Annotated in this window: 16 protein-coding genes and 1 riboswitch; of the genes, 6 read left to right on the plus strand and 10 right to left on the minus strand. The window is 35.8% G+C overall.

Going from position 1 to position 22,671, the window contains the following annotated elements; genetic code table 11:
- Positions 1–209: 209 nt before the first annotated feature.
- A riboswitch (SAM riboswitch) is annotated at positions 210–316 on the plus strand.
- 188 nt (positions 317–504) lie between these two features.
- The 4 genes from FBFL15_RS13210 to metF all read left to right on the plus strand — a co-directional run bounded on the left by FBFL15_RS13210 (position 505) and on the right by metF (position 6,167).
- Positions 505–1,482: a homocysteine S-methyltransferase family protein gene (locus tag FBFL15_RS13210; protein WP_014085058.1), complete on the plus strand. Its 978-nt coding sequence runs from the start codon at positions 505–507 to the stop codon at positions 1,480–1,482.
- 129 nt (positions 1,483–1,611) lie between these two features.
- Positions 1,612–1,908 (plus strand): four helix bundle protein, encoded by a 297-nt coding sequence (locus tag FBFL15_RS13215; protein ID WP_014085059.1) that lies wholly within the window; start codon positions 1,612–1,614, stop codon positions 1,906–1,908.
- Positions 1,909–1,910: 2 nt separating this feature from the next.
- Positions 1,911–5,102: a vitamin B12 dependent-methionine synthase activation domain-containing protein gene (locus FBFL15_RS16225; RefSeq protein WP_014085060.1), complete on the plus strand. Its 3,192-nt coding sequence runs from the start codon at positions 1,911–1,913 to the stop codon at positions 5,100–5,102.
- A gap of 108 nt (positions 5,103–5,210) precedes the next feature.
- Positions 5,211–6,167 (plus strand): methylenetetrahydrofolate reductase [NAD(P)H], encoded by a 957-nt coding sequence (gene metF, locus FBFL15_RS13225; protein WP_014085061.1) that lies wholly within the window; start codon positions 5,211–5,213, stop codon positions 6,165–6,167.
- A 361-nt stretch (positions 6,168–6,528) separates the two neighbouring features.
- Here metF and FBFL15_RS13230 read toward each other — a convergent pair whose 3' ends face one another.
- The 3 genes from FBFL15_RS13230 to FBFL15_RS13240 are packed head-to-tail and all read right to left on the minus strand — an operon-like array spanning position 6,529 to position 10,683.
- Positions 6,529–8,265, minus strand: coding sequence for a glycoside hydrolase family 13 protein (locus FBFL15_RS13230; protein WP_014085062.1), 1,737 nt, complete (start codon positions 8,263–8,265; stop codon positions 6,529–6,531).
- 53 nt (positions 8,266–8,318) lie between these two features.
- The gene (locus FBFL15_RS13235; RefSeq protein WP_014085063.1) at positions 8,319–8,564 is read right to left on the minus strand and encodes a hypothetical protein; all 246 of its coding nucleotides are present in this window, start codon (positions 8,562–8,564) and stop codon (positions 8,319–8,321) included.
- 4 nt (positions 8,565–8,568) lie between these two features.
- The gene (locus tag FBFL15_RS13240; RefSeq protein WP_014085064.1) at positions 8,569–10,683 is read right to left on the minus strand and encodes a glycoside hydrolase family 97 protein; all 2,115 of its coding nucleotides are present in this window, start codon (positions 10,681–10,683) and stop codon (positions 8,569–8,571) included.
- Positions 10,684–11,371: 688 nt separating this feature from the next.
- Between FBFL15_RS13240 and queA the strand changes: the two genes are divergently transcribed.
- Both queA and FBFL15_RS13250 read left to right on the plus strand, forming a co-directional pair.
- Complete coding sequence (queA, locus tag FBFL15_RS13245; RefSeq protein WP_014085065.1) at positions 11,372–12,421, plus strand: tRNA preQ1(34) S-adenosylmethionine ribosyltransferase-isomerase QueA; 1,050 nt, start codon at positions 11,372–11,374, stop codon at positions 12,419–12,421.
- Between the two features lie 185 nt (positions 12,422–12,606).
- Positions 12,607–13,470, plus strand: a complete 864-nt coding sequence (locus FBFL15_RS13250; protein WP_014085066.1) for a bestrophin family protein — start codon at positions 12,607–12,609, stop codon at positions 13,468–13,470.
- A gap of 75 nt (positions 13,471–13,545) precedes the next feature.
- Here the strand turns inward: FBFL15_RS13250 and FBFL15_RS13255 are convergent, their stop codons facing one another.
- From FBFL15_RS13255 to cysD, 7 genes are all read right to left on the minus strand, one after another.
- A complete protein-coding gene (locus FBFL15_RS13255; protein WP_014085067.1) occupies positions 13,546–14,598 on the minus strand; it encodes an NAD(P)/FAD-dependent oxidoreductase in 1,053 nt (350 codons plus the stop codon).
- 1,076 nt (positions 14,599–15,674) lie between these two features.
- On the minus strand, positions 15,675–16,259 hold the full coding sequence (locus tag FBFL15_RS13260) for a precorrin-2 dehydrogenase/sirohydrochlorin ferrochelatase family protein (protein WP_014085068.1): 585 nt from the start codon (positions 16,257–16,259) through the stop codon (positions 15,675–15,677).
- Between the two features lie 56 nt (positions 16,260–16,315).
- The gene (gene cobA / locus FBFL15_RS13265) at positions 16,316–17,149 is read right to left on the minus strand and encodes a uroporphyrinogen-III C-methyltransferase (protein WP_014085069.1); all 834 of its coding nucleotides are present in this window, start codon (positions 17,147–17,149) and stop codon (positions 16,316–16,318) included.
- Positions 17,142–19,232 carry a HEPN domain-containing protein gene (locus FBFL15_RS13270; protein ID WP_014085070.1) on the minus strand — a complete coding sequence of 697 codons (2,091 nt, stop codon included), beginning with the start codon at positions 19,230–19,232 and terminating at the stop codon, positions 17,142–17,144. Before FBFL15_RS13270 ends, cobA begins: the two co-directional genes overlap by 8 nt.
- A gap of 75 nt (positions 19,233–19,307) precedes the next feature.
- Positions 19,308–20,552: a sulfate adenylyltransferase subunit 1 gene (locus tag FBFL15_RS13275; protein WP_014085071.1), complete on the minus strand. Its 1,245-nt coding sequence runs from the start codon at positions 20,550–20,552 to the stop codon at positions 19,308–19,310.
- A gap of 46 nt (positions 20,553–20,598) precedes the next feature.
- A complete protein-coding gene (locus FBFL15_RS13280; protein ID WP_014085072.1) occupies positions 20,599–21,330 on the minus strand; it encodes a DUF2490 domain-containing protein in 732 nt (243 codons plus the stop codon).
- 6 nt (positions 21,331–21,336) lie between these two features.
- A complete protein-coding gene (gene cysD, locus FBFL15_RS13285; protein ID WP_014085073.1) occupies positions 21,337–22,236 on the minus strand; it encodes a sulfate adenylyltransferase subunit CysD in 900 nt (299 codons plus the stop codon).
- Between the last annotated feature and the right edge of the window lie 435 nt (positions 22,237–22,671).

Below are 22,671 nucleotides of genomic sequence, written 5' to 3' on the forward strand. Positions count from 1 at the left end.
TTTTAACATCTCAAAGTATTTTCTTCAAAAATATAAACTTTTTTCAGAAAACAAAAAAAATCAATTACTTTTTTTAAAAAATCTAAAAATCCCGCCTTTGTTCCATTACCATTACTATCCATACATCTATTAGCCAAAAAAATGTTTGCCCAAACTTGTTTTTTTAATACTTTTATCGTTACTTTGCATCGCTCATATATTTATTATTTTAGTTATCACGAAAGGCGGAGGGACAGACCCAACGAAACCTTAGCAACCCTTTATCAAAAAGAAGGTGCTACATTCTACTTATTCCAAAAAATAAGACAGATAACCCCGAGACATCTCTCAACTTTCAAACATAACATCACTAATATTTTTATCTAGGAGCTAATCCCGCTTTTCGCTATATCTTTTGTTTTTTAAAGAAAAAAACAAAAGGATGTCGCTTCAATCGGGGCTAGGGGCAACCGTTTTCAAAAGAAATGAAGATTTTTATCAATCAAAATTTTTATAAAAATAAACATGTCAAAAATTCAAAATGCACTAAAAGAAAGAATCCTTGTCCTCGACGGAGCCATGGGAACCATGCTACAACGCAACAATTTCTCCGAAGAAGATTTTCGTGGCGATCGCTTCAAAAATTTTCCACATCCGTTAAAAGGTAACAACGATTTACTTTCCATCACACAACCCGAAGCCGTAAAACAAGTCCACCGATTGTATTTTCAAGCAGGTGCCGATATTGTAGAAACCAACACCTTTTCTGGCACAACCATCGGAATGGCCGATTATCACTTGGAGGATTTGGTCTATGAACTCAACTTCCAATCGGCTAAAATTGCCCGTGAAGTGGCAGATGAATTCACAGATCGTCCAAGATTTGTAGCCGGTTCCATCGGACCAACCAACAGAACCGCGTCTATGTCGCCAGATGTAAACGATCCGGGTTACCGTGCCGTTACTTTTGACGATTTGCGTGTAGCTTATAAACAACAAGTCGAAGCCTTAATAGATGGCGGTTGCGACGTGCTTTTAGTGGAAACCATTTTTGATACACTCAATGCCAAAGCAGCCCTTTTTGCCATTGAAGAAGTAAAAGAAGAACGAAATTTAGATATTCCAGTAATGGTTTCAGGCACAATCACAGATGCTTCCGGAAGAACACTTTCAGGACAAACGGTTGAGGCGTTCTTAATCTCGATTTCTCATATTCCGTTATTGAGTGTTGGCTTCAATTGCGCTTTGGGTGCCGACCAATTGAAACCCTATTTGAAACGGTTGGCAATGAACACCCAATTGAATATTTCGGCTCATCCCAATGCTGGTTTGCCTAATGCCTTCGGACATTATGACCAAACCCCAGAAGAAATGCAAGCCCTGATTAAAGAATATTTACAAGACAATTTAGTCAATATCATTGGTGGTTGTTGTGGCACCACTCCAGAGCATATCAAAGCCATCGCGGATGCAGCGAAGGAGTTTAAACCTAGAAAAGTGTAAAGGTTGATAGTTGTTGGTTGTTGGTTGATTGAAATCAAACAACGATCAACCAATAACCAAAAACAAAAAAGATGGAATATATAAAATTAGATGTTTGGGTTGAAACTAGGAAATTAGTAAATTTAATTTATGATGCTACAAAAGTTTTTCCTAAAAGATGAAATATTTGGTTTAGTGAATCAAATGAGAAGATGTGCGGTTTCAGTTCCTTCTAATATAGCGGAAGGTTGTGGTCGGCAAACAGCTAAAGACACGATTAATTTTTTACATATTTCTAGAGGGTCATTGTATGAGTTAGAAACACAATGTTATTTAGCATTGGATCAAAAATATATTGATGAAAATAATTTCACTATTATTTTAAATCAAATTCAAATAAGCAAGAAATTGTTAAATGGATTCATTAATTACTATAAAAAAATATAATTATGGGTATTGAAATTACCAACAACAACCAACAACCAATAACCAATAACCAACAACCAGCAACCAACAAATATTTAAAATTATCTGGACTTGAACCATTGTACATAAAAACAACACCTTCAGACTCCGATTTTTCTACATCGGAAAGTGTTCCCCCTTCGGGGGCTAGGGGGCTTTTCGTGAATGTGGGCGAACGAACTAATGTAACCGGTTCCCGAAAATTTCTTCGATTAATCAAAGAAGAAAAATACGAAGAAGCCCTAGATATTGCCAGAAATCAAGTGGAAGGTGGCGCACAAATCATCGATGTCAACATGGATGAGGGAATGTTGGACGGGGTGTATGCCATGACCAAATTCTTAAACTTAATTGCTGCTGAACCCGACATTTCTCGTGTTCCCGTAATGATTGATAGTTCCAAATGGGAAATTATTGAAGCGGGATTGAAAGTAATTCAAGGAAAAGGAGTAGTAAATTCAATTTCTCTCAAAGAAGGCGAAGAAAAATTCATTGAATATGCCAAAAAAATCAAGCGTTATGGTGCTGCCGTAATCGTAATGGCATTCGATGAAAACGGTCAAGCCGATACCTATGAGCGACGCATCGAAATTTGTAAAAGAAGTTACGATGTATTAGTAGATAAAGTGGGTTTCCCTGCTGAAGATATTATTTTCGACCCGAATATTTTTCCAGTGGCCACCGGAATGGAAGAGCATAAATTGAATGCTTTGGATTTTTTTCGAGCCACCAAATGGATTAGAGAAAACTTGCCTTATGCCCATATTTCGGGAGGAGTAAGTAATGTTTCTTTTTCGTTTAGAGGAAATGACAAAGTGCGTGAAGCCATGCACTCTGCATTTTTATACCACGCCATTAAAAATGGAATGACAATGGGTATCGTGAATCCTGAAATGTTAGAGATTTACGATGAAATTGACCCCGTTTTATTAGAACACGTTGAAGATGTGTTGCTAAACAGAAGAGAAGATGCAACCGAGCGTTTATTGGAATTAGCCGAGAGTTTCAAAGGCGATTTCAAAGCCAATGAAAAAGCAATTGCAGAGTGGAGAAATGGTTCGGTTCAAGAGCGTTTAACCCATTCTTTAGTAAAAGGAATTGACGAATTTATAGAAATAGACGTAGAAGAAGCAAGAAAATCTGCCCATAAAGCCATTGAAGTCATCGAAATTAATTTGATGGCAGGAATGAATGTGGTGGGTGATTTATTCGGAAGTGGAAAAATGTTTTTGCCACAAGTAGTAAAATCAGCCCGTGTAATGAAAAAAGCGGTGGCGTATTTATTGCCTTTCATTGAAGCAGCAAAACGCCCCCCAGCCCCCAAAGGGGGAGTGAAGTCTCCACGATATTGGGAAACAGCAGATAAACTAAGTTATGGTTTATTGAAAGAATTTGCTTTGAAAATGAGAAATCAACCAACAGATGCTGAAAGATTATTATGGGCTGAATTGAGTGGTAAAAAATTAGATAATTATAGGTTTAGAAGACAACACATTATAGGAAATTATATTGCTGATTTTATTTGTTTGAAAGAAAATATAATTGTGGAAGTAGATGGTTTAATTCATCAGCTTCCAGAAAATATTTGCAACGATGAAGAAAGGACAAAATGGTTTAATAGCGAAGGTTATCAAGTAATTAGATTTACTAATGAAGAAGTTTTATTTGAAACAGAAAAAGTATTAGCAAAAATTAAAGCTGCTTTAGAGGCTCCCCCTTCGGGGGCGGGGGGGGCTGGACGTATCTTAATGGCAACCGTTAAAGGTGACGTTCACGATATTGGAAAAAACATTGTTTCAGTAGTTTTGGCATGTAATAATTTTGAAATTATTGATTTGGGTGTAATGGTGCCACCCGAAAAAATAATTAAAGCTGCTGTTGAAAACAATGTGGACGTTATCGGATTAAGCGGATTGATTACACCTTCCTTAGACGAAATGGTCTATTTGGCTAAAGAAATGGATAAATTAAACATCAAAATCCCAATGATGATTGGAGGAGCAACCACGTCTCGTGCCCATACTGCGGTTAAAATTGCTCCTGAATATAAAGGAACTGTTGTGCATGTAAATGACGCTTCAAGAGCCGTAACAGTTGCCAGTCATTTGCTTCAAGAAGAAACCAAAGAAAAATACACACAAGATATTAGAACAGAATATGATGCCCTTCGAGAAGGCTATTTGAGCAGAAGTCGTGATAAAAATTTCTTGACAATTGAGCAGGCCAGAGTCAATAAATTAAAATTAGATTGGGCAAATTATACTCCAGTAAAGCCAAATTTTATTGGAACCAAAACCTTTGATGTGGCAATTGCGGATTTAGTGGATTTTATTGATTGGACTCCGTTTTTCAATTCTTGGGAATTGTATGGAAAATACCCAGCCATTTTAACCGATGAGGTGGTAGGCGAACAAGCCACGTCTTTATTTGAAGATGCCCAAAAAATGTTGAATCAATTAATCAACGAAAATTGGTTAACTGCCAAAGGTATTTTAGGAATTTTCCCTGCCAATACCATTAATGATGATGATATAGAGATACAAGCCCCCCCCGCCCCCGAAGGGGGAGCTTTCCTTACTTTACGTCAACAAAGTTTAAAAACCGCTGGTGCACCAAATATCGCCTTAGCTGATTTTATTGCGCCAAAAGACTCAGGAATTCAAGATTATATGGGTTGTTTTTGTGTAACCACTGGTTTTGGAGTAGAAGAAAAAGCCAAAGCATTTGAAAAAGAATTAGACGATTACAATTCAATTTTGGTAAAAGCCTTAGGCGATCGATTGGCAGAAGCTTTTGCTGAATATTTGCATTTGCAAGTTCGTAAAGAAATTTGGGGCTACGCATCCGATGAAAATTTAACAAATCAAGAATTAATTGCCGAAAATTATAAAGGAATTCGTCCTGCGCCAGGCTATCCCGCTTGTCCAGATCATTTGGAAAAACCAACCATTTGGAAACTCCTAAATGTAGAACTAGAAATTGGAGTAACTTTGACTGAAAGTATGGCGATGTGGCCTGCTTCATCGGTGTCGGGTTATTATTTTGCCCATCCAGAAAGCAAGTATTTTGGTTTGGGAAAAATCAAAAAAGACCAAGTTGAAGATTACGCCAAAAGAAGAAATATAAGTTTGGAACAAGCCCAAAAATGGTTGGCTCCGAATATAAGCCCCTCCTAGCCTCCCCGAAGGGGAGGAACCGAAACCTAGATATAAAAATAGAAATTAATTAAGCAAAAACTGATTTACCCCTATCAGTATTCCCCCTTTGGGGGTTAGGGGGCTTTTATGAAAGTAACAGATCACATAACAGCAGCCAAAGGAGCCACATTATTCTCATTTGAAATTGTACCCCCTCAAAAAGGGAAAAGTATTCAAGAATTATATGATAATATTGACCCGTTGATGGAGTTTAAACCGCCTTTTATTGATGTAACCACCTCACGAGAGGAATACATTTATGTCAATAAAGGCAATGGTTTATTGGAAAAAAAATTAACTAGAATGCGTCCAGGAACTTTGGGAATTTGTGCATCCATCAAGCATAAATACAATGTGGACACCGTGCCGCACGTATTGTGTGGCGGCTTTACAAAAGAAGAAACCGAATACCTTTTGGTCGATTGTCATTATCTTGGCATTGACAACGTCATGGCGTTGCGTGGCGATGCCATGAAAGACGAACAGTCATTTATTCCAACCCAAGGTGGCAACCATTATGCCGCAGATTTGGTTTATCAAATCAAACAATTAAATCAAGGAAATTACTTGCATGGTGTAGCCGATAATGATAACAAATCTGATTTTTGTATTGGTGTGGCGGGCTATCCAGAAAAACATTTGGAGTCGCCATCTTTAACAACTGATTTGAAACGATTGAAAGAAAAAGTGGATGCGGGGGCAGATTATGTGGTTACCCAAATGTTTTTTGACAACAAAAAATATTTTGAATTTGTAGAAAAAGCCCGTGAAATGGGCATTACCGTGCCTATTATTCCAGGAATTAAACCCCTTGCGGTACACAGACATTTACAAATTTTACCTCAAATTTTTAGAATTGACTTACCCGAAGAATTAATACAAGCGGTAGAACAATGCAAAAACAATGTAGCGGTAAGACAAGTAGGTATCGAATGGGCAATACAACAATCCATAGAACTTAAAGCTGCTGGAGTGCCGTTATTGCATTATTATTCCATGGGAAAATCCGAAAACATCCGTCAAATAGCGAGTAAGGTTTTTTAGTGGAAATTTAAACCAAATATACGGGAATTTGGAATAAGGTTGTATCTTGAAAAAAAAGTAGTCGGTTTTGAATCGGTTTTTTTTGCGTGAGGGATAGAGGTGGAAATCCTTTTTGTTTTTTTCTTTAAAAAACAAAAAGGATTATTTCACAATATTATATTTCTTTTGGAGTTCAATGAACGTTGTTTGAAACGTATAGCCAGACCCAGAGTTTACGGAGGGGCACGCCCAAATTATAGGTGCTATAAATCATCGTTTTTTGATATGGTTCGGGCCTTTGAGATATAAAAAATGCCCAATATATTGGGCATTTATTTTTTGATTGTCTTATTTCAAATATACATATAAAATATATTTGGTATTACAACTGATAAATCACGGCTTCGTAAGGTTCAAACTCTATGCCTTTTGAAGGCGTTGGGTAGTTGTGTAATTTTACGGTTGCTTTTGTCAAATTCAGTTTAGTTTTTAAACGGCTTTTTTGATCTGAAAAATTCAAAACTACTAAGAATTTTTTGCCTTTCCACTCGCGGGTATATGCAAAAACATTAGGATTTTGCTCATCAACTACGGTGTAAGTTCCATATACAAAGGCCAATTCTTTTTTTCGGAGTTGGGTTAATTGTCTAAAATAATTCAGAATCGATTGAGGGTCTTTTTCTTGTGCTTGAGCATTAATTTTTTCAAAATTAGGATTCACTTTTAGCCAAGGTTTTCCCGTAGTAAAACCACCATTTGCCGTGTTATTCCATTGAAAAGGGGTTCGGCCATTTTCTCTGGAGGTTTGTTTTTGTCCTTCCAAAAAGGCTTCCAAATCGCCTCCCTTTAACTTCAATCCTTCATATTTATTGCGGGTATCAACGTCCTGATAATCAGCAATATCATTAAATCTGATATTGTCCATTCCTAGCTCGTCGCCATTATAATAAAAGGCTGTTCCACGCATGGTTATTACAAAAGTGGATAATAATTTTGACGAAAATGTTCTGTATTGTGGTGTATCATTGCCAAATTTGCTCAACATTCTGGGTTGGTCATGATTGGCCAAAAAAATAGACAACCACCCTTTATTTTTGAATGTTTGATCGTATCTCGAAAAAATATTTTTAAATTTTACTAATCCAAAATCTTTCAAATGCTTGCCAATATCCACACTTTCAAAATGGTAGGCAATATCCAATTCCTTACGATCTGGATCGACAAATTTTAAAGCATCTTCGGGCGAACTACCCGCCCCTTCGGCCACAGTCATGATGTTGTATTTACTAAAAACCTCTCGATTCATTTCCTGCAAATATTCATGCAAATGAGGGCCAACACCATAATATTTTATAATGTTTTTCTCATAACCTTTTGGCAATTCTGGCCACGAAGTATCTTTTGACGCAAACTGAAAGGCATCCATTCTAAACCCATCAATACCTTTGTCCAACCAAAATTTCATGATGTCGTACACTTCAAACCGTAATTTTGGGTTTTCCCAATTCAAATCTGGTTGTTTTCTCGAAAAATAGTGCAAATAATACGAATCCGTCTGGGCATCATACTTCCAAGCCTCGCTATTCACATCAAAAAAACTCCATCTGTAGGGCGGTTTACCTTTTTCGGCAGGCCACCAATGGTAATAGTTTCTGTAAGGATTGTCTCTAGAAGTTCGGGCTTGTTTGAACCACTCGTGCTCGTCGGAACTGTGATTGACAACCAAATCCATAATCAACTTAATCCCACGTTTGTGCATTTCGTGCAACAACAAATCAAAATCGGCCATCGTACCAAAATCGGCCATAATTTCCCGATAATTGCTAATATCGTAGCCATTATCATCATTTGGCGAAGTATAAATTGGGTTGAGCCAAACCGCATCAACACCCAAACTTTTCACATAATCCAATTCCGATATAATCCCTTTCAAATCGCCAACACCATCCCCATTGCTATCCTTAAAACTTCGAGGATAAATTTGATACACCACAGCCTCTTTCCACCAGGCTCTATCGGCGTCGGTATTGGTTTTTACAAGCGTATTTTGAGCCTCGGTCAAACTAGAAACCATCATAAATACTAGAATTAATAATTTTTTTAAAGTTAATTTTCTCATTTTTAAAATATATTTAGTTGCATTTTTCTTATTCAAAAACAAAGTAATCAATTCTAATTTTTTTCAAAACCCATCGTTGCTACTGCATCCACATCATTTGCACACACCATTAGCTCCATAAATTCATTTTTTTGGGCACCTGATCCGCCCTCCGTTCCCGCTTTTTTTTCTTGCCGCAAGCCCAGCAAACCCTTTAGCGGCAAGAAAAAAAGAGCTCCACTCAGGTCGGGGTGCGGGGCTTGTGCAAGCATTTTATTATTGGTTTGATTCACCAAAATTTGGGCATCAACATCCCTCAAAAACCTATTTTTTTTCAGTAATACTAATGGCATACCCTCCTCCAGGAGCACAATATTGAGCCAAATTGGTTTTGCTAGTTACCTCTAGTTTATATATTTTATAGGCTTGCGGATTTGTTTTATAATGGGCATCCTTTGCATCGGCATATATGGTGGCTACATACTTTTTGTTTGTATCCAAAAACGACAAAACCATACTCGATGTACGGGCATAATTGCCATTTACATTACCAACAAACCAGTTATTACTGCCTTTTGCCTTACGAGCAACTGTAATATAGTCGCCAGGCTCGGCTTCTAAATAAACGCTTTCGTCCCAATCAACTGCCACGTCTTTAATAAACTGAAAAGCATCTGGAAAACGGTTGTAATGTTCTGGCAAATCAGACACCATTTGCAAGGGGCTATACATCGTTACATACAAAGCCAATTGATTGGCCAACGTAGCATTGACATGCGATTTGTTGTCTGGATTTATTTTGCTCATGTCCATTTCAAAAATTCCAGGCGTATAATCCATTGGCCCACCAATCAATCTTGTAAAAGGCAAAATGGTAACATGGTTTGGCTTTGATCCGCCAAAAGCCTGATATTCTGTACCTCTAGCAGCTTCGTTGCCTATCAAGTTAGGATATGTTCTACAAATTCCGGTAGGTCTTACGGCTTCGTGTCCATTGACCATAATGTGGTATTGAGCCGCTTTTTCTAATACATGTTGGTAATGGTTTACTATAAATTGGCTGTAATGATAATCTCCAACAGGCACTATATTGCCTACATAACCCGTTTTTACGGCACCATAGCCGTTGTCGTTCATAAACTGAAATGCTTTGTCCAAATGGCGTTCATAATTGCGTGTAGAACCCGATGTTTCATGGTGCATGATCATTTTTACGCCCTTAGATTGAGCATATTGATGAATGCCTTTTACATCAAAATCGGGATAGGGCGTTACAAAATCAAACACATAATCTTTGGCATGTCCAAACCAATCTTCCCAACCCACATTCCAGCCTTCTACTAAAAGCCCTTCGATGCCATTTTGCGAGGCAAAATCTATATATTTTTTTACATTTGTTGTGTTGGCTCCATGGGTACCGTTGGGTTTTGCTTGAGCAAAATTTGTAACTCCCAATTGAACCGATGGAAACTCATTTGTATAAGACCAAGTGCTTTTGCCAGTTATCATTTCCCACCAAACGCCTGCATATTTTATTGGTTTTATCCACGAGGTATCTTCAATTTTGCAAGGCTCGTTCAAATTTAAGGTCATTTTCGAGGCCAGTATTTGACGGGCATCGTTGCTTACCATTATGGTTCTCCACGGCGTTTGTCCAGGGGCTTGCATATCGCCTTTGTCGCCATTGGCATTTGGTGTTAGCCACGATTCAAAAACCATGTTTTTGTCGTCTAAATTCAAGTGCATACAAGCATAATTAATCAAAGCAGCCTCGTGCAGGTTAAGGTACAACCCGTCTGCAGTTTTCATCATCAATGCCGTTTGAACACCTGTTTCAGAAAAAGGAGTTTGCGAACAATTTGGGGTAACAGCCTGTTTATGTAACCCTCTGATTTCTGATAATTTAGAGGTAATGTAGTCGTACTCTTGGGTGTCATAATCGCCCGCAATCCAAAATGCCTTGTGGTCTCCTGTCATTGCAAACTGTGTTTTTTCCTCTTTGATTGTAAAATACACTAAATTTTTCTGACTAGGAAATTCATATCTAAATCCAAGCCCATCATCAAAAAGTCTGAATCTGATAACGATTTGTCTGTCGGTTCCTTTTTGGTTCAAAGTAACGGCCATTTCATTATAATGGTTGCGAATAGTAGCTACCTCGCCCCAAACGGGTTTCCAATTTTCGTCGAAAGTGCTGTTTTTTGTATCTACAACCATAAAATCATGTAGCAAGGATTTGGCATCGTTTTTCAATTCCAATCCCAATTTACTTGGTTTGATTACCATTTTACCTTTAAACGAAAGTTGGTACATAGGTGTTCCGTTATTTTGTAACGAAAAATCCATAACCAATTGTTGGTTTGGCGATTTGAGTTGTTGCCCTATTGCTCCTTGAACAACCAAAAGCCATAAAAATCCTTTAATAAAAATGTTCTTCATCTTGTTTTGTTTTTTAATTGATGCAAATTATTTTTTCTGGTAGCAAAAATAATTACTTATCATTTGTTTTTTACTATTTTTTGCTGTTTGTGCCTCGTTTTATTTTAAAATAACAAAATAGCTATTTTGATTGAATTTTTAATAACAAATAAGCCATTTATAAAATAATTTATATAAAAAAAAGCTTTTAGTTTACAAAAAAAATAATTTTGTTGATGCCAAAAAAACCATGGAGCCACTTGAAAAGCTTCATGGTTTTTGGAATAAAAAAATGTAGTTTAGTTGCAATTTAATTATCAATTCAATAATTATTCTATAAAATTACAAAACAATATTCAATAATGGTATGTTTATTTTAAACGAAAACGATTGATAAATATCGAAAACGATTTCGATTTCTTTGACATGACCGTAATTTTGGTTTCAAAAGGCCATTTCTGTTTTAGTCTGCCTTTGGATGTGCCATCTTATTGAAAAACATCATGGCACTTTGGACTAATTATTCCATTCTTTTGGTATAAAAAAGTATTGCAAACAAGCAACAATAAATATTAATAAAACATCTATTGAAAATAAACTGCAAAATACTTGACAACGCCCTTTTTACAATCGTATATTTGCCACAATTAAATTTTTAGTGAAATAAACAGCCTAATTTTAATTTTTTTAAACAATAAATAAGCAATTAATGAAATTATCACAATTCCAATTCAATTTACCCAAAGAACTTTTGGCCGAATTTCCTGCAGAAAACAGAGATGAATCACGTTTGATGGTTGTAAACAGAAAAACACAAACCATAGAACACCGCATGTTTAAGGATATTATAGATTATTTTGACGATGGTGATGTTTTTGTAATAAACAATACCCGTGTTTTTCCTGCACGATTGTATGGTAACAAAGAAAAAACAGGGGCAAGAATCGAGGTATTTTTATTGAGAGAGCTTAATGCAGAACAACGTTTGTGGGATGTATTAGTAGATCCAGCACGTAAAATTCGTATTGGCAACAAACTTTATTTTGGTGATGATGATTCATTAGTAGCCGAAGTAATTGACAACACCACTTCGAGAGGTAGAACGCTTCGTTTTTTGTTTGATGGATCCTATACAGAATTTAGAGAAAAATTAAAAGAATTGGGCGAAACTCCCATTCCAAAATACATCAATAGAGAGGTGGTTCCAGAAGACGAAGAACGTTATCAAACCATTTATGCAAAAGAAGAAGGAGCAGTTGCAGCGCCAACAGCTGGCTTGCATTTTTCTAAACATTTGATGAAAAGACTTGAAATAAAAGGGGTACATTTTGCTGAAGTAACATTGCATGTTGGCTTAGGTACTTTTAATCCTGTAGAGGTAGAAGATTTGTCTAAACACAAAATGGATTCTGAAGAGCTAAAAATTACGCAAGATGCTTGCGATATTGTAAATGCAGCCAAAACAAGAAAAAGTAAAGTTTGTGCTATTGGAACAACCTCTATGAGGGCTATTGAAAGCTCCGTTTCGTCTGCCGCTACACTAAATCCTTATGATGGTTGGACAAATAAGTTTATTTTTCCGCCACACGATTTTAGCATTGCCGATGCCATGGTTACTAACTTTCATACTCCAAAATCTACCTTATTGATGATGATTTCCGCTTTTTGCGGACACGATTTGATGCGAAAAGCCTACGACGAGGCCATTAAAGAGGAGTATAAATTTTATTCGTATGGCGATGCGATGCTGATCATTTAAAAATAATGAACTCAAAATAGCTAAAAAACCCTAACCTTATTTAGATTAGGGTTTTTTTGTGATGCCATAACAAACACAAATAAATTGGGATAATCTATTAAAAACACAACAAATCTATACATGAAGTATTGTTTTTTGATTGCTATTTTATTTATATTTGCCAATAAAAAATCAAATTAATAAAAATGGTACAATACAACCCCAAAGATTGGATTACATTTATTTTTCGTTTTCATCAATCAGATACGTTTAGACAGCTTATACCCATGATGCTATTTATGGGCTTTTATTCTGGTGGGATTGCCTATTTAGAAATAGAAAAATGGAATTTGTCTGAAAACAGTCACGTAAAAAATTTAACTATCTTGCACTCCACGGTTGGATTTGTATTGTCGTTATTGCTAGCTTATCGAACCAATACAGCCTATGATAGATGGTGGGAAGGCAGAAAACAATGGGGAGCATTGGTAAATAACAGCCGTAATTTAGCATTGAAAATGGCTTGTATTTTAAAAGAAGATTCTGATAAAATATTTTTCCGTAAAGTAATTCCTGCTTATTCGTCGATTTTAGCCAAACATTTGCTCAACGAGGAAGTAGGTAAAGTTCTATTTGAAGGTTTGGATTTACAAATAGACCATCAAAAACACAAGCCTAATCAAGTTGCTAAAATGCTTTTTCAAAAAACGACTGATTTATATCTTTCCAAAAAAATTACCGACACGCAGCTATTGACAATAAATGCTGAACTGCAATCGTTTACAGATATTTGTGGGGCTTGTGAAAGAATAAAAAATACTCCTATACCCTATTCCTATAGTTCATTTATAAAAAAATTTATCTTTTTTTTCGTAATGACATTGCCTTTTGGATTTGTTTTTAGTTTGGGTTATTATGTTATACCCGTTGTCATTTTTATCTTTTATGTATTGGCTAGTTTAGAATTAATTGCCGAGGAAATTGAAGATCCGTTTGGAACAGATGCTAATGATTTGCCTATGAAAAAAATAGCCTCCAATATAAAAAAGCATATTGAAGAAATTTTATAAATATACCAAAATATATTATACTTTCCGTTAATAAAAAAAGCCCTAAATCTGGTTTAGACTAGGGCTTTTTTGATATTATATAATGGCTTTTACTACTGCTTTTGGTGCTTCTTTTCGGGTACCGTCAAAACCATCTACTCCTGAAACGGTGGTGTATTTCAACACATAACGTTTTCCGGGATTGATGATTTGGTAGGCGGCCTGACACATTAAAGTCGCTTCGTGGAAACCACAAAGAATCAATTTCAATTTACCAGGATAGGTATTTACGTCGCCAATGGCGAAAATTCCTGGAATGTTGGTTTGGTAATCCAAGGCGTTGTTTACTTTGATGGCATTTTTTTCGATTTCCAATCCCCAATCGGCAATAGGACCTAATTTTGGTGTCAAACCAAAAAGCGGAATAAAATAATCCGTTTCGATAGTTCTTTGCGCTCCATCTTCGTCAATTACAATCGACTCGATATGGTTTGTGCCATTTACACCCACTACTTCAGCAGGAGTAATCATTCGGATTTTACCTTCGTTTTTCAACTCTTGTACTTTTTCTACTGAGTCCAAAGCCCCTCTAAATTCGTTTCTTCTGTGAATTAAGGTAACCTCTGAAGCTACATCAGCCAAGAAAATACTCCAATCCAAAGCAGAGTCTCCTCCACCGGCAATTACGACTCTTTTATTTCTAAATTCTTCTGGATTTTTGATGAAGTATTTTACGCCTTTGTCTTCGTAGAATTCGATGTTTTCAATCAACGGTTTACGAGGCTCAAAACTTCCTAGACCACCTGCAATTGCAACCACTGGGGTGTGGAATTGCGTTCCTGCATTAGAGGTTACGATGAAGGTTCCGTCTTCTTGTTTCTCAATGGTTTCAGCGCGCTCCCCAAGCGTAAATCCAGGTTCGAATTGCTTGATTTGCTCCATCAAATTAGCGACTAAGTCCCCCGCTAATACTTCAGGAAAACCTGGAATATCGTAGATTGGTTTTTTAGGATATAATTCGGAAAGCTGCCCGCCTGGTTGTGGCAAAGCATCTAGAACGTGACATTTTAATTTTAATAATCCCGCTTCGAATACGGCAAATAAACCTGTTGGGCCTGCTCCAATTATAAGTATGTCTGTTTTAATCATGCTATTGTGTTTTATTCTTTTATAATTATTCTTCTTTTTATTGGTTATACCATTGTTTATATTTTTTAAACATTAAGATATTAAGTTTCATTAAGTCTTAAACTGTCTTAATTTCTTAATGTTTCCTTAAATCATGCAAATGAACTAAATTTTTTAACCATTAAGTCATTAAGTTTCATTAATTCTTAAACTGTCTTAATTTCTTAATTTTTTCAATAAATTATACAAATAAACTTAAATTTTTTAATCATTAAGTCATTAAGTTTCATTAAGATTTAACTTGATTTTTTTAATGTTTGAATATCAATATTTTATGCAAATGAACTTAACTATTATTTATACTTTTTAAACATTAAGGCATTAAGTTTCATTAAGATTTAACTTGATTTTTTTAATGTTTGAATATCAATATTTTATGCAAATGAACTTAACTATTATTTATACTTTTTAAACATTAAGGCATTAAGTTTCATTAAGATTTAACTTGATTTTTTTAATGTTTGAATATCAATATTTTATGCTAATGAACTTAACTGTTATTTATATTTTTTAAACATTAAGGCATTAAGTTTCATTATGATTTAACTTGATTTTTTTAATGTTTGAATATCAATATTTTATGCTAATGAACTTAACTGTTATTTATATTTTTTAAACATTAAGGCATTAAGTTTCATTATGATTTAACTTGATTTTTTTAATGTTTTGAATATCAATATTTTATGCAAATGAACTTAACTGTTATTTATATTTTTTAAACATTAAGGCATTAAGTTTCATTAAGATTTAACTTGATTTTTTTTATGTTTGAATATCAATATTTTATGCAAATGAACTTAACTATTATTTATATTTTTTAAACATTAAGGCATTAAGTTTCATTATGTCTTAAACCGTCTTAATTTCTTAATTTTTTCCTTAAATCATGCAAATGAACTTAAATTTTTTAACCATTAAGACATTAAGTTTCATTATGTCTTAAACCGTCTTAATTTCTTAATTTTTTCCTTAAATCATGCAAATGAACAAATAATTTTAGTTATTAAAGCTAACATTTGTCATTTTTCGTTTAATTGCTATTTTTTGTTTTTCAACGATTCGGTAATTTCATTCATCTTTTGGACTTTTTCCTCAAAATTTCCTTTTAATGTTTTTCGATATTCGTTCAGGTTTTCAACCATTGTATTGATGTCGTCTGGAATTATTTCTTCAAAAAATTCTCTCAAGCGCTTGGCTGTTGTTGGTGATTTTCCGTTGGTCGAAATGGCAATTTTCACATTTCCTTTGGTAACAATGCCTCCCAAATAGTAATCACACAACTGAGGTGTATCCGCAATATTGCAAATCAAATGACGCTTGCGACATAAATCAAATACTCTTTTATTCACTTTCAAATCATCCGTACAAGCAATCACCAAATGGCGTTTGCGGAGCATCCAACGATTGAATTTCTTAGCCGTGAGCTTTACAGAAGGATGTTGAGCCACTAACGCTTCCAATTCAGGAAGAAATCGTGGTGCTACCACCTCAACATTGGCATTCGGACTGGATTTCAACATAAAAGACAACTTTTCTAAACCTACGTTTCCGCCACCCACAATCAACACATTTAATTGATGTAGTTTTAAAAACACTGGATATAGTTCGTTTCTTTCTTCCATGATTAGCCTCTCCCCAGCCCTCTCCAAAGGATAGGGAGCCGAGTCTTGAAAATAATTTAAATCTTATTTACTAAATAGTCGTGATAAAAATCTTTTAGTTTATTGCTTTCTCTCACTACTTCGCCAATGACAATAATGGCTGGAGAACTTAATTTTTTTGCTGCTACTACGTTTTGAATAGTATCAATCGTTCCCACTCCTATTTTTTCTTTTGGAGTCGTTCCGTTTTGAATAATGGCTACTGGAGTAGTTCCTTTTGATTCGTTTTGGAATAAATTCACAATCTGATTCAATTTACTCATTCCCATCAAAATCACCACCGTTGCTGATGATTGGGCTGCTAAGGCTACATCATTCGATAATTTTCTATCTGAAGTAGTTCCTGTAATTACCCAAAAACTTTCTGAAACTCCGCGTTTAGTTAATGAAATTCCTTGATAGGCCGGTACTGCTACCGAAGAAGAAATTCCAGGCACCACTGCTGTTGGGATTCCGAAACTTTCTACAAAATCTATTTCTTCGCTTCCACGACCAAAAATAAACGGGTCGCCACCTTTCAATCGCACAACATGTCCGTAAGTCAAGGCATTGTCCACAATCAATTGATTGATTTCGTCTTGCGAATAGGTGTGACATCCTTTTCTTTTTCCCACAAAAATCTTGATTGATTTTTTAGGAGCTAATGTCAGAATTTCTTCGTTTGCCAAGGCATCATACAAAACCACCTGAGCTTCTGCTAAAGCATTGGCTCCTTTGATAGTAAGCAAGTCTGGATCGCCTGGACCAGCACCTACTAAAGTTACTTTGGGTTGAATCCCTCCCCTCCCGAAGTCTCGGGACTCCCTAAAAGAGAGGGAGGAAGCACTGATGTAATTTATATTTTTATGCATTAGCTAAATCTTTTTCTCTGTATTTTTCAATCGTTTCGAAGAATGCTTTTGCTTGTTCTAAATACTGTTTTGCAAACGCTTCTGATGGTTCGTTGGCTTTAATTTGGTACACCAACTCTTTGAAAGCAGTTGCTAGTTGAATCTTATTGGTTTCCACAAAAACGGTATCAAACAAATCGATGATTCCGGCGTGGTGGTTTGTTTTTTGATTTTCAGCAAGCAATAAAGCTTTGGCTGCATTTACAAATCCTGCATAGGTCAAATAAATTGAATCCGACCATTTTTGATCGTTTAATGCTTCTTGAGAGAACGTCAATTTGTCTTTGGCTTCAACCAATAAAGTAGCTACTAAGTCAATCACCACTCCTGCACATTCACCCACACCTACTGCTTTTACGTAGTTGTCGGCATTTCCCCAATCCACAAAATCGGCTTCTGTTAAGTTGGTTACATCGGCTAAAGGTTTCAAAAATTCGTAAAAATATTTTTCTCCTTTGGCATCATAATAATTCAAGAACGATTGTCCATTGGCATTCGCTTCAAAATCATTTAAGATCAAACGCAAGGCTTCAGGTCCTCTTCGACTTGGAATTTTAATTACTTTATCTGAAAAACGACCTTGGCCATTTCCTAAGTTACCACCTCCCAACAATACTTGAAGGGCTGGCGCTACTAATTTTCCAGAATTGATTGACATTCCTTGGAAACCAATTTCTGCCATATTATGTTGTCCACAAGCATTCATACAACCACTAATTTTAATCGTGATTTCTTGATTGTTGCTGTATTGCGGATATTCTGTTGCTAAAACGCGTTCTAATTCTACTGCAATTCCTGTACTACTGGCAATTCCTAAGTTACAGGTATCTGTACCCGGGCAAGCTGTAACGTCATTGATGGTGTTGTACCCTAAAGTAACAAAATCCAACTTGGCTAATTCTTGGTAAAAGAATGGCAAGTTTTCTTCTTTAATGTTACGAATCAAAATGTCTTGACGTAAGGTAAAACGCAATTCATTGGCACCATAATTTTTAATCAAATCAGCCAAAGCTCTTGCTTTATCCGTATAAAAATCGCCTAAAGCCACTTTGATTCCGATAGCTACATAACCCGCTTGTTTTTGAGCAATGACGTTTGATTTTTTCCAAGCCTCAAAAGCTCCAACATCTTCGATAGTTACTTTTGGAACTTCCAAAGCCGGATCTGGAATTGGACCGTCAAAAGCAGTAGTGTCAATTTCAACTGTTTGGTGAGACAAGGCTTTTTTCTCTTCTTCAACCAATCGTAAGAATTCGTCTTTACCAATTTCTTTAATTAAAAATTTCATACGGGCTTTCAGACGTTTGGCTCTTTCGCCATAGCGATCAAAAATACGCAAGACTCCTTCTGTCATCGGAATGATTTGATTGACCGGAACAAATTCAGAAAGTAATTCGGCATGACTGGGTTGCGAACCTAATCCACCACCTAACATTACTTTGAATCCCCGTTCTCCATTGACAATTTTTGGGATGAATCCCAAATCGTGTAAATAACTCAAAGCCGTATCTTTATCAGAAGATGAAAAGGCCATTTTGAATTTACGTCCCATTTCTTGACAAACTGGATTTCTCAAGAAAAACTGAAACAAAGCGTGTGCATAAGGCGACACATCAAATGGTTCTTCTGGGTCAATTCCTGCATTTTCACTGGCTGTAATATTTCGAACGGTATTTCCGCAAGCTTCTCTCAGCGTGATATCATCTTTTTCCAAATCAGCCCAAAGCTGCGGAGTTCTATCCAAACTTACATAGTGAATTTGAATATCCTGACGCGTAGTAATATGCAAACGTCCTGTCGAATATTCGTCAGACACTTTAGTAATACGGACTAATTGTTCGCTACTCACTTTACCAAAAGGCAATTTGATACGAATCATTTGTACACCTTCTTGACGTTGCCCATAGACACCTCTGGCCAAACGAAGGCTACGAAAACGCTCGTCATCAATTTTTCCTTCTTTGAATAATCGAATTTTTCTTTCTAAATCGATAATGTCTTTTTGGACAATCGGATTTTCTATTTCGGTTCTAAAACTTTCCATTTCTTATTTAGTTGTTGGTTGTTGGTTGATGGCTATTGGTAGTTAAACTAGCAACTGAAAACTATCAACAAACAACTAATTTATAAATCCAACTCCCGCTGTTGTGTTGGTATTGGCGTCAATTAAAATAAACGCTCCATTTGATTTATTATCGTTGTATTTATCAAAATACAATGCTTTGCTTAATTTGATAGTCACTTCTCCAATTTCGTTTATGGCTAATTGTGTAGCAGGAACAGCTCCGGAATAATCCGTTGCGATTACATTTTTGATCGCATCAATTTTAGCCAAAACTCTATTCGTATTGTGTTGTACCAAATACTTGGTTCCTGGCACTAATTTCTTGCTGTTCATCCAACAAATAGTCGCATTAATATCTTTTTCTACTTGCGGTAATTCTCCTGATTTTACAATCATATCGCCTCGAGTTACATTGATGTCGTTTTCTAATTCTAATACAATAGACGAACCTGCTTTAGCTTCATCAAATTGTTGGTCAAAAAAGTGAATTTTGGACACTTTCGATTCGGTTAACGAAGGTAAAACCGTAACAGCATCGCCAACTTTAATTGAATTACCGTATAATTTCCCAGCATAACCTCTAAAATCGTGGTATTCTTCGGTTTTTGGACGAATCACCGTTTGCACAGGAAAACGTGTTTTCCCTGTTTCAAAAACATCTTCTGGTTTCAAATCTTCTAAATGTTCCAATACCGTTTGCCCAGTGTACCAAGGCATGTTTTCTGACTTATCAGCCACATTTCCACCGTTAATAGCACTTAACGGAATGTAACTTACGTTCTGTTCTTTGAACGAACTTTTAGCATTCAAAGCTTGGAAGTCAGCTTTGATTTTGTTAAAAACCTCTTCTGAATACTCCACCAAATCCATTTTGTTAACTGCAACAATTACCTCTTTAACACGCAATAAATTATTGATGAAAAAGTGACGGTAAGTTTGCTCAATCACTCCTTTTCGAGCATCAATCAAAATGATCGACACTTGCGAAGTCGAAGCTCCCGTTACCATATTACGCGTATATTCTACGTGACCTGGCGTATCGGCAATAATGTAACTTTTCTTTGCTGTCGAAAAATAGATATGCGCCACATCAATGGTGATTCCTTGCTCTCTTTCTGCAACCAAACCATCTGTAGCCAAAGAAAAATCAAGATAATCGTAACCTTTTTGTTTGCTACTTTTTTCTATTGCTTCAATTTTATCCGTAGTCAATGATTTGGTGTCATACAATAACCTCCCGATTAAAGTACTCTTTCCGTCATCTACACTTCCTGCTGTTGCTATTTTTAAAACTTCCATTTTAGTTATGTTTTTTGTTGATGTTTTTATGTTTAAAAACTAACTTTTATATTCTTAATTGATGATAAATACTCAATCTAATTATGTTTCTATCGAAGTAATCAATTCCAGTTGTTCTTTGCTGAAAACTGTTCATATATCCTAATTCTACTGCTACATCTGAACTAATCCCATATTGCAAACCAACATATACTCTGTTTTGGTCAAAAGAATTATAAACTGCATTTTTACCTGCATTAATCATTATTTCATCATAAACAATGGCTTTGAGGTATCGCTTTTCCTTTCTCCAAAAAGTATATTCTCCCTGAAGTCGATACCTAAATCTCCAAAAAAAAGTAGTCCCAGTTGTCAAACCTTGCCCATCAGCATTTTGAAAAAATCTTTCCTCAATTTGGAATCGTTGATTGAGTACTATTTTACTCCAATTTTTCTTCCAGGTTAAATCTTGCTGCAATCGGTATTCTGGAATATTAAATCCCAAATTAACTTCAGGAACTTGAGTTGCAACCGAAAAATAAACAATGCCAGCACCCAACTCCACTTGTTCAGAAATTTTATGTCTTCCCTGAACCCTTATTACAAACAAATTCTGAACGATTGAATCTAAAAAAACTCTATTATCAAACTCTGAATGAATGGACCACTTTGGATTTATTTCTACCTGATTGTAATATCTTGTCCAAAGTAAGTTTTGATGATCAATATTCTTTTGCGTTTGTGCCGTTATAACTGTTCTTGCTAGGATAAAAAAAAGAAACGCTTTTATAAAATTCATATTTTCCTAAAAGTACCCTTGTTGTTTTCTTTTCTCCATTGCAGCCTCTGAACGTTTGTCGTCAATTCTAGCCCCTCTTTCAGAAATGGTTGAGGAACGAATCTCTCCCACTACTTCTTGAATGGTAGCTGCATACGATTCGACAGCCGCCGTACAACTCATATCTCCCACCGTTCTAAAACGAACAATTCGTTCTTCAATTTCTTCATTTTCCTCTTGATAGACAAATGGCGAATGGGACCAAATCAATCCGTCTCTTAAGAATACTTTTCGTTTGTGTGAAAAATAAATCGACGGAATTTCAATCCTTTCTTGTTCGATATAACTCCAAACGTCTAATTCTGTCCAGTTGGAAATTGGGAAAACACGAACGTTTTGTCCCAACTCAATTTTTCCGTTCAACAAATCAAACAATTCAGGACGTTGGTTTTTCTCATCCCACTGACCAAAATCATCACGAACTGAAAAAATACGTTCTTTCGCTCTTGCTTTTTCTTCATCTCTTCGGGCTCCTCCAATACATGCATCAAATTTGAATTCTTCAATAGCATCCAAAAGCGTAGTGGTTTGCAAGCTATTTCTACTCGAATATTTTCCAGATTCTTCTACTACTTTTCCTTGATCAATAGCATCTTGTACGTTACGAACGATTAATTCTAACCCTAATTCGGCCACCAATTTATCTCTAAATTCAATCGTCTCAGGAAAGTTGTGTCCAGTATCTACGTGCAATAATGGAAAAGGAATTTTGGCAGGGAAAAAGGCTTTTTGTGCCAAACGCACTAATGTAATCGAATCTTTTCCTCCTGAAAAAAGCAATACGGGTTTCTCAAATTGCGCAATTACTTCTCTAAAAATGTATATCGCTTCGCTTTCTAAAGCATTTGTTTTTACTATTGAACTCATTTTATTAGCCCCCTAACCCCCAAAGGGGGAATTTAATTGTTAATATATTAGCCCCCTAGCCCCCGAATGGGAACTGTTGGGATGTTTTTTAATTTTTCATTTCAACGGATTCAAATCCGTTTTTTTTTTATTTCAACGGATTGAAATCCGTTGCTACAAAATCAATCGTTCCTACGGAACTAAACGGTTGATTGTTTTTTTTTCATTTCAACGGATTGAAATCCGTTGCTACAAAATCAATCGTTCCTACGGAACTAAACGGTTGATTGTGTTTTTCTCATTTCAACGGATTGAAATCCATTTTTTTTTATTTCAACGGATTGAAATCCGTTGCTACAAAATCAATCGTTCCTACGGAACTAAACGGTTGATTGTGTTTTTTTCATTTCAACGAATTGAAATTCGTTTTTTTTCATTTCAACGAATTGAAATTCG

The sequence above is a fragment of the Flavobacterium branchiophilum FL-15 genome, from assembly GCF_000253275.1.
GTDB lineage: Bacteria > Bacteroidota > Bacteroidia > Flavobacteriales > Flavobacteriaceae > Flavobacterium > Flavobacterium branchiophilum.